General features: G+C 47.3%; 6 protein-coding genes. All 6 read left to right on the plus strand.

Annotated elements, in window-relative coordinates; all coding sequences use genetic code 11:
• The first annotated feature begins 82 nt into the window (after window positions 1-82).
• Window positions 83-2,635: an autotransporter outer membrane beta-barrel domain-containing protein gene (locus tag DEO48_RS18540; protein ID WP_258306122.1), complete on the plus strand. Its 2,553-nt coding sequence runs from the start codon at window positions 83-85 to the stop codon at window positions 2,633-2,635.
• Window positions 2,636-2,711: 76 nt separating this feature from the next.
• Entirely contained in the window at window positions 2,712-3,293 is a 582-nt protein-coding gene (locus tag DEO48_RS18545; RefSeq protein WP_109845950.1) for a hypothetical protein, read from the plus strand.
• A gap of 59 nt (window positions 3,294-3,352) precedes the next feature.
• Window positions 3,353-3,979, plus strand: a complete 627-nt coding sequence (locus DEO48_RS18550; RefSeq protein ID WP_109845951.1) for a LuxR C-terminal-related transcriptional regulator — start codon at window positions 3,353-3,355, stop codon at window positions 3,977-3,979.
• 113 nt (window positions 3,980-4,092) lie between these two features.
• Complete coding sequence (locus DEO48_RS26575; protein ID WP_146198301.1) at window positions 4,093-4,575, plus strand: OmpH family outer membrane protein; 483 nt, start codon at window positions 4,093-4,095, stop codon at window positions 4,573-4,575.
• Between the two features lie 472 nt (window positions 4,576-5,047).
• Window positions 5,048-6,195, plus strand: a protein-coding gene (locus tag DEO48_RS18555) for an IS3 family transposase (protein ID WP_109845952.1) whose coding sequence is annotated in 2 segments (ribosomal slippage) — window positions 5,048-5,297 and window positions 5,297-6,195 — 1,149 coding nt in all. Because the reading frame shifts where the segments join, the coding sequence is not laid out codon by codon here.
• Window positions 6,196-6,550: 355 nt separating this feature from the next.
• The coding region (locus tag DEO48_RS18560) for a glycoside hydrolase family 1 protein (RefSeq protein ID WP_146198302.1) at window positions 6,551-7,379 on the plus strand (829 nt) is incomplete at its 3' end.

Raw genomic sequence — 7,379 nt, forward strand, 5'->3', positions numbered from 1 at the left:
GGATGATCGATCAGCTGCGAATCGCTGATCGACGTTCCACGCGAAAACATGATCGATCAGAGCGGAATACGCAGTTGAGCTCATGGGAACGGGTGACGATGCCCTGACGCTTGCAGTTGGGCCTGATGCTCAGGGGCTGCAGACCGATTTGCGCGTGAAGGTGACCGGCAGTGGCGATCTGGCGATTGATACCGGCAGCGCACAGACCGTGAGCCTGTCGAATGGCGGTAATGATTACACCGGTACCACCAGTGTGAAGAGTGGGACGTTGCGCCTTGACGCTGACAATGCGCTGGGGCTGACGTCTGCCGTAAACGTCGCCGCAGGCTCCGTGCTGGAGATGAACGGTTCATCCCAGACGGCAGGTGCGCTGAATACCGAGGCCGGTAGCCAGGTGATACTTAATGACGGCAGCCAACTGACACTCAGCGACGCGCAGCGGGAGGCAGGCATAAATAATGCCGGGACAATTGCTGGTAATACCCTTATTGGGGCGGGTGAGCTGGATGTGCTTTCCGGTGAGCTTCACGTCGATGGCGCGAATACAGGTTATATCGGCAATGTTGCCCTGAATGGTGGTGCGAACGCCGTTCTTAACGATGTCGCGGGGCTGGGTAACAGCGGAACCATCATGATGACGTCCGCTAACGACACGCTGACGTTTAATGAGGCTGCAGCGGGTGCACTGGCGAAAACGCTGGCCGGAAACGGTCATGTCGCCCTTAAAGACGGGGCGGATATTATCCTGGCAGCCGATAACAGCGGGTTTTCAGGTCTCTTTAATCTGGATACAGGAACACAACTGACTGCTCAGGGTCCGGAACAGACTGGAAATGCCGACATTGAGAACCATGGTAACCTGGTGCTGAACAATGTGGCAGCCTGGACGGTAGAAAACCATATCACGGGGACCGGGGATCTGGTGAAAGATGGCCGGGGTAACGTGACGCTGACGCAGTCAGCAGCTCAGTACACCGGTAATACACACGTCAATATCGGCATACTCACCCTGGGTGATGCAGACAATGCGGTGGCGCTGGCTTCATCGGCTGTAAACGTGGCGAGTGGCGCTGTTTTTGGTGGTTACGGCAGTACAGCTGGCGATGTTATCAACCAGGGCACATTTGTGCTGGGAGATTATGGCGTCGTAAACACAACCCCATTGCAATTCACTGTAGGTGGCAATCTAACCAACAACAGTATGGTGATGATTGGTCAGTCGGGCGGCGCCGCCGGGAACATACTCAATGTGACTGGGGACTATGTTGGCAACAACGGAACCATAAACTTCAATACCGTGCTGGGTGACGACAATTCAGCCACCGATCGAATGGTCGTTAGCGGATCAACCAGCGGCAATACCACCGTCAGCATTACCAACGCGGGTGGAAGTGGCGCTGCCACCCTCAATGGAATTGAGCTAATTACAGTCGGCGGTAAGTCGGACGGGGAATTTACTCAGTCCAGACGTATTGTGGCCGGGGCTTACGATTATGTTCTGACTCGTGGACAGGGCAGTAATAGCGGAAACTGGTATCTGGTAAGCGGTGACACAACGCCGATCGATCCAGTAGATCCGACAGAGCCGAATCCTGAACCAGGAACAGACCCGGATACTGATTCTGGAACAGATACGGATACCGGCAACAAGCCTAAGCCAAGCTGGGTACGCCCTGAAGCGGGTCTGTATGGTGTAAATATGGCTGCCGCTAACACATTGTTTACGCACAGGCTTCACGATCGTCTGGGCGAAACTCACTATGTGGATGTTCTTACAGGCGAGAAAAAGGTCACCAGTATGTGGCTGCGTAACGTCGGTGGTCACACTCGCTCGAAGGACAGCAGCGGACAGCTGAACACCCAGTCGAACCGATATGTGATGCAGATGGGCGGAGATATTGCGCAATGGAGCAGCGACGGTGAAAACCGCTATTACCTTGGCGTAATGGCAGGCTATGCAAACCAGAAGAGCAACGCGCGTAACCACGTTAACGGTAACCGGGCTGATGGCAGTATCAGCGGTTACAGTGCAGGCCTGTACGGCACCTGGCTTCAGGATAACGAAGCCAAGACCGGGGCTTGGGTAGATACCTGGCTGCTGTACAACTGGTTTGATAACACCGTAAGCGGAAAGTCTGCCGGCAGCGAAAGCTACAAATCGAAAGGTTTTACTGCATCGGTTGAAGGTGGATATACCTGGAAACTGGGTGAACGTGATGAGCGGACGGCTTACTACATCCAGCCGAAAGCTCAGGCAATCTGGATGGGCGTTAAGGCTGACGACATCACTGAAAGCAACGGTACCCGAGTAACAGGTGAAGGGGATGGGAATATTCAGACTCGCTTAGGGGCCCGTGCTTTCATCAAAGGTCACAGCGCACTGGACGACGGAAAAGAGCGAACCTTCGAGCCGTTTGTTGAAGCCAACTGGATCCACAACACCGAGACATTTGGCGCCACCCTGAATGGTGTGCGCGTGAACCAGGCCGGCACCCGTAACATTGGCGAGCTGAAGGTTGGTGTGGAAGGCCAACTGAGTCGAAATGTCAATCTGTGGGGCAATGTCGCTCAACAGGTTGGAGATGCAGGCTACAGCGACAGCAGTGCAATGCTTGGGCTGAAAGTGAGCTTCTAATCCATATCCAGGCAGGCTTCATGAGAGGCCTGCCTGCTATGACCGTATTCTGAGGAAAGAGATAAAGAGGGAAAATATGAGCCGGACAACCCGTCAGTTTTTTACCGTTTATATGGCCATTATGGCAATGTCAGTAATGCTACTGGGAGGATGTGACATGAAGAAGAAAGGGAATGATATTGCTTATGTTGATCTGGCAGCTGTGTTGTCTATGTCAGGACTAGCACAACAAGAAAAGGAGCGTATGGATTTGGTTATTGGTGCGCTAAAAAAGGCCGAAACCGAGGCCGGGAAACTTTATGAAAAAATGGATAAAGAACAGAGAGAAAAAGCTCGCCAGGCCGACCAAATTATGCTCCGCAAAGTACTTACAGAAGCAGGTCAATCTGCAAGAAATAACATATTATCAGAGGCCCGTCAGGCAGTGGATAAGGTCAGACAACAGAATGGGTTACGCATTGTGATGGACGGTTCATTAATCCTTTCCTCTGCAGACGATACCAATATAACTGTACAGGTCATTGAAACGCTAAAAGATGTTAAGGCTGACTTTGGCGCTCTACCATCCATCTCAGTGACAACGCCTAAGTCTGAAACTGCAACATCGGGAAAAGAGAGTAAGGACGCAACAAGTCCCAAAAATAACATTTCAAAATAATTCGGGAAAAGGCAGCCCTGTAACCGGGCTGTCTTATACTAACCTATCAGGGATTTCAAATGAAAGTGATGTTCATTGGAGCCGATAATATCTGGGCTGAAGGTTTAAAGTATATTTTTGAAGAGTCTTACGCAGAGCCTGTAAGTCTTGTTACCGTTCAAACTGATATTGACTGTATTAATCAAGCTGACATTTTATATGATACATATGAGTTTGTTTTCATTGATTTAATGAGTTGTGACTCTGTGATCTACCGTAACTTACATCCGCTATTAAATGATATGGCTAGAAAAATCGTGTTCATTCACGCTTTAAATTCATCCAGTATCAACTTCCATACTAATTTGATGGGTAAACAGATAACGATATCAAAAGATATAACAATTAAGAAAATAAAGGCTGAACTCGTGGCACCTTGTGCTTACGATACAAATAAGTTCAACAGTCGAAGCCATAATCAATCAGGCTTTCGAAGTACGCACGACGTAATGAATGCTTTTGAACTCGAAGTTATCAGATCTATTTCTACAGGAGAGAAAGTCAAAAGTATTGCAACAAGAATGAATAAAAGCGATAAAACTATATATCAACTGCTCTCAAGGATGAAATTTAAGATGGGCTTTAAAAACAAGCATGAGTTTCTTTTCTTTTTAACAACATTTAACTCTTATGAAAGCGAACAATAACCCTTGCTTTATAAATGGTTCCATGTTCTTTCCTGGGTTAGATAGAAATGCTTAAAACGTATATGAGACTAGAAGTAAATCGCTAACTTTTTTATGTAAGGATAACAGTTGTTATGAAAAGAATAGTATTTTCAACGTCATATAAATTAGTGACTCTTCTTTTTGTTATTTTATTAAATGGGTGTGATAGCAATGAACAAGAAAAGACTGTTGCTTATTTCGATTTAAAAGTTGTTCTGGCTAAGTCAGAAATTTTACATCAGGAAAAAAATCATCTTGAACGAGTTGCAATGATACTTAAAAGTACATATGACGAAGAAGAAAAAGATAAAACACATGAAAAAAATACATACATTAACACTCGCGAAGTGAATCAGCGAAAGTTGCATGATCATTTTCTATCATGTCGTCAATCAGCAAGACATCAAATAATTAAAGAAATAATTAGGGTTGCAAAAGAAATAAGTAATGAACAAGGGCTAACAATCAATAACTATGGAGATATAATACTTACATCTTCTAATTGTATTGATGTTACTGATCAAGTTATTGAAGCACTGAAAGAAACTTATGTTAATTTTGAATTATGCGTTTGATCCTTGATGGCAAGGAGTTTTTAATGTTCAAAAAGATAGTTATGAACAAGATTTTAAAACTATTTGCCATCTGTTCATTTCTTGTTCAAGATTATTTTTGATATTGCCAATCTATACTTCCATGCGTCAGGTATCGAAATTCGATTTATTATTCGGTCACCCTGAAAAAACTAGGGCCCTTGTTCTATAGTGAGAGTTTGGAAATTTATTAATTATTTTGGTTGTTCATATGGATAACTAAAAATTTACATGAGGCTAAGATTATAAAATCTTTTTTTAAAAAAAACACATGCTTAGATTGAATTTAACAAGAGCTACTATATTAGAATGAGAGTTTATGGGGAACGCTTCAATAAAAAATATGTAGAGGTTTGTTACGGATAGGATTGCCAAAAGATATGAAGTGCATTGAATCGCCACGGGTTTAACAGGCACCTCAGAGTCATTTAAGATGACTTAAAGAGAGGTGCCCATGAGCGGTAAGCGTTATTCTGAAGAGTTTAAAATTGAAGCAGTCAAACAGGTTGTTGATCGTGGTCATTCTATTTCCAGTGTTGCAACACGTCTCGATATCACCACTCACAGTCTTTACGCCTGGATAAAGAAGTACGGTCCGGATTCTTCCACTCATAATGAACAGTCAGATGCTCAGGCCGAAATCCGTCGTCTTCAGAAAGAATTGAAGCGGGTTACGGACGAACGGGACATATTAAAAAAAGCCACGGCGTACTTCGCAAAGCTGTCCGACTGAGGTACGCCTTTATCCGCGACAACAGCCGTTGCTGGCCTGTTCGTTTGCTCTGTCAGGTTCTGGATGTCCATCCGGGTGGATTGTATTTCTGGCTTCAGCAGCCACATTCACAGCGTCACCAGACAGACCAGCTGCTGACCGGGCAGATCAAACAGTCCTGGCTTGAGTCTGGCTGCGTCTATAATTATCGCAAGATCCATCTCGATCTGCGTGATACCGGACAGCAGTGCGGAGTGAACCGGGGCTGGCGGCTGATGAAACGTGCCGGAATAAAAGCTCAGGTTGGGTACCGTAGCCCACGGGCACGTAAAGGCGAAGCCAGCATCGTGACACCCAACAGGCTCCAGCGGCAGTTCAATCCGGACTCACCGGATGAGCGTTGGGTGACGGACATAACCTACATCCGAACCCACGAAGGCTGGCTGTATCTGGCCGTGGTGGTTGACCTGTTCTCCCGAAAAGTTATCGGCTGGTCAATGCAACCCCGCATGACAAAAGAGATTGTCCTGAACGCATTACTTATGGCGGTGTGGAGGCGTAATCCTCAAAAGCAGGTACTGGTTCACTCTGATCAGGGCAGTCAGTACACGAGCCATGAATGGCAGTCGTTCCTGAAATCATACGGTCTGGAAGGCAGCATGAGTCGTCGCGGTAACTGCCACGACAACGCGGTTGCGGAAAGCTTTTTCCAGCTACTGAAACGCGAACGGATTAAGAAAAGGATCTACGGAACGAGAGACGAAGCCAGAAGCGATATTTTTGATTATATCGAAATGTTTTATTACAGTAAGCGTCGGCATGGTTCGAGCGAGCAGATGCCACCGGCTGAATATGAAAACCTATATTATCAACGGCTCAGAAATGTCTAGATTATCCGTGGCGATTCAAACCTCGAAAAAAGTCTAAGGCGAATTAGTTACGAATTTCATCTTTTTAAGTTTAGTTCCCTACGTACAGATTACAAAATGAACATAGCAAAGAAAGAGATGAAAAATAACTTATGAATCATGCTTGTAACAAAAATAATGACATAACTTATTTATAATAAAATTGATTAGTGAAATAACTTCTGCATTAGTGACATAACTTTAATATGACACGACACCCGGTGTCTTCTTTCCAACCTATCTCACAAAAAACGATCCTCCCCTTTGATCCCCATTTCATCTTCGCCTATATGACTAGTCATGAAATTTTAAATGACTAGTCATATAGGGAGAGAGCATGAACAATTCGCTGCCGGCCAATTTTTTATGGGGCAACTCGGTGTCAAGCATGCAGACGGAGGGGGCCTGGAACGAGGGCGGGAAGGGGATGTCGGTGTATGACATTCGCGAAGCCGGGGAGAACGTCTCCGACTGGAAAGTCGCGACCGACTCCTACCACCGCTACCGGGAAGATTTCGACCTGATGCAGGATCTGGGCATGAACTGCTACCGCTTCCAGATCTCCTGGAGCCGCGTCTGCCCGCAGGGCGACGGCGCGTTCAACGACGAGGGCATCGCGTTTTACGACCGTTTTATCGACGATCTGATCGCCCGCGGCATCGAGCCGATGGTCTGCCTGTACCACTTCGATATGCCGCTGGCGCTGGCGCAGGAGTACAACGGCTTCAACGACCGCCGCGTGATGGAGGCCTTTATCCGCTACGGCAAAAAGATGATCGACTGCTATGGCGACCGCGTGAAGTACTGGCTGACCTTCAACGAGCAGAACATCTTCCATATGCCGGAAGCGTTCCGCATTTCCGGCTATATGCACGGCGAGAAAACCCTGCGCGAGCTGTACGAGCTGCAGCACCATACGATGGTGGCGCACATGGCGCTGACCGAATATCTGCACCAGACCAGACCCGGCCAGCTGATGGGCGGCATGCTGGCGCACCAGCTGATCTACCCGGCCACCTGCAAACCGCGCGATATCTTCTGCGCCCAGCAGTACGACGAATTCCTCAACCAGAACCTGCTGCGCGTCTTCGCAGGGCAGGGCTACAGCCCGGCGGTGATGGCGGTGGTGGAACAGGAAGGCTTTGGCGATATCTACCGCGCCGAGG

The organism is Enterobacter sp. CGMCC 5087 (assembly GCF_003144775.1).
Taxonomy (GTDB): domain Bacteria; phylum Pseudomonadota; class Gammaproteobacteria; order Enterobacterales; family Enterobacteriaceae; genus Enterobacter; species Enterobacter cloacae_M.

What these genes read in the sequence shown, in the direction of transcription:
- DEO48_RS18540 (WP_258306122.1), top strand. Translation starts at nt 83, where the DNA reads ATGGGAACGGGTGACGATGCCCTGACGCTTGCAGTTGGGCCTGATGCT.
- DEO48_RS18545 (WP_109845950.1), top strand. Translation starts at nt 2,712, where the DNA reads ATGAGCCGGACAACCCGTCAGTTTTTTACCGTTTATATGGCCATTATG.
- DEO48_RS18550 (WP_109845951.1), top strand. Translation starts at nt 3,353, where the DNA reads ATGAAAGTGATGTTCATTGGAGCCGATAATATCTGGGCTGAAGGTTTA.
- DEO48_RS26575 (WP_146198301.1), top strand. Translation starts at nt 4,093, where the DNA reads ATGAAAAGAATAGTATTTTCAACGTCATATAAATTAGTGACTCTTCTT.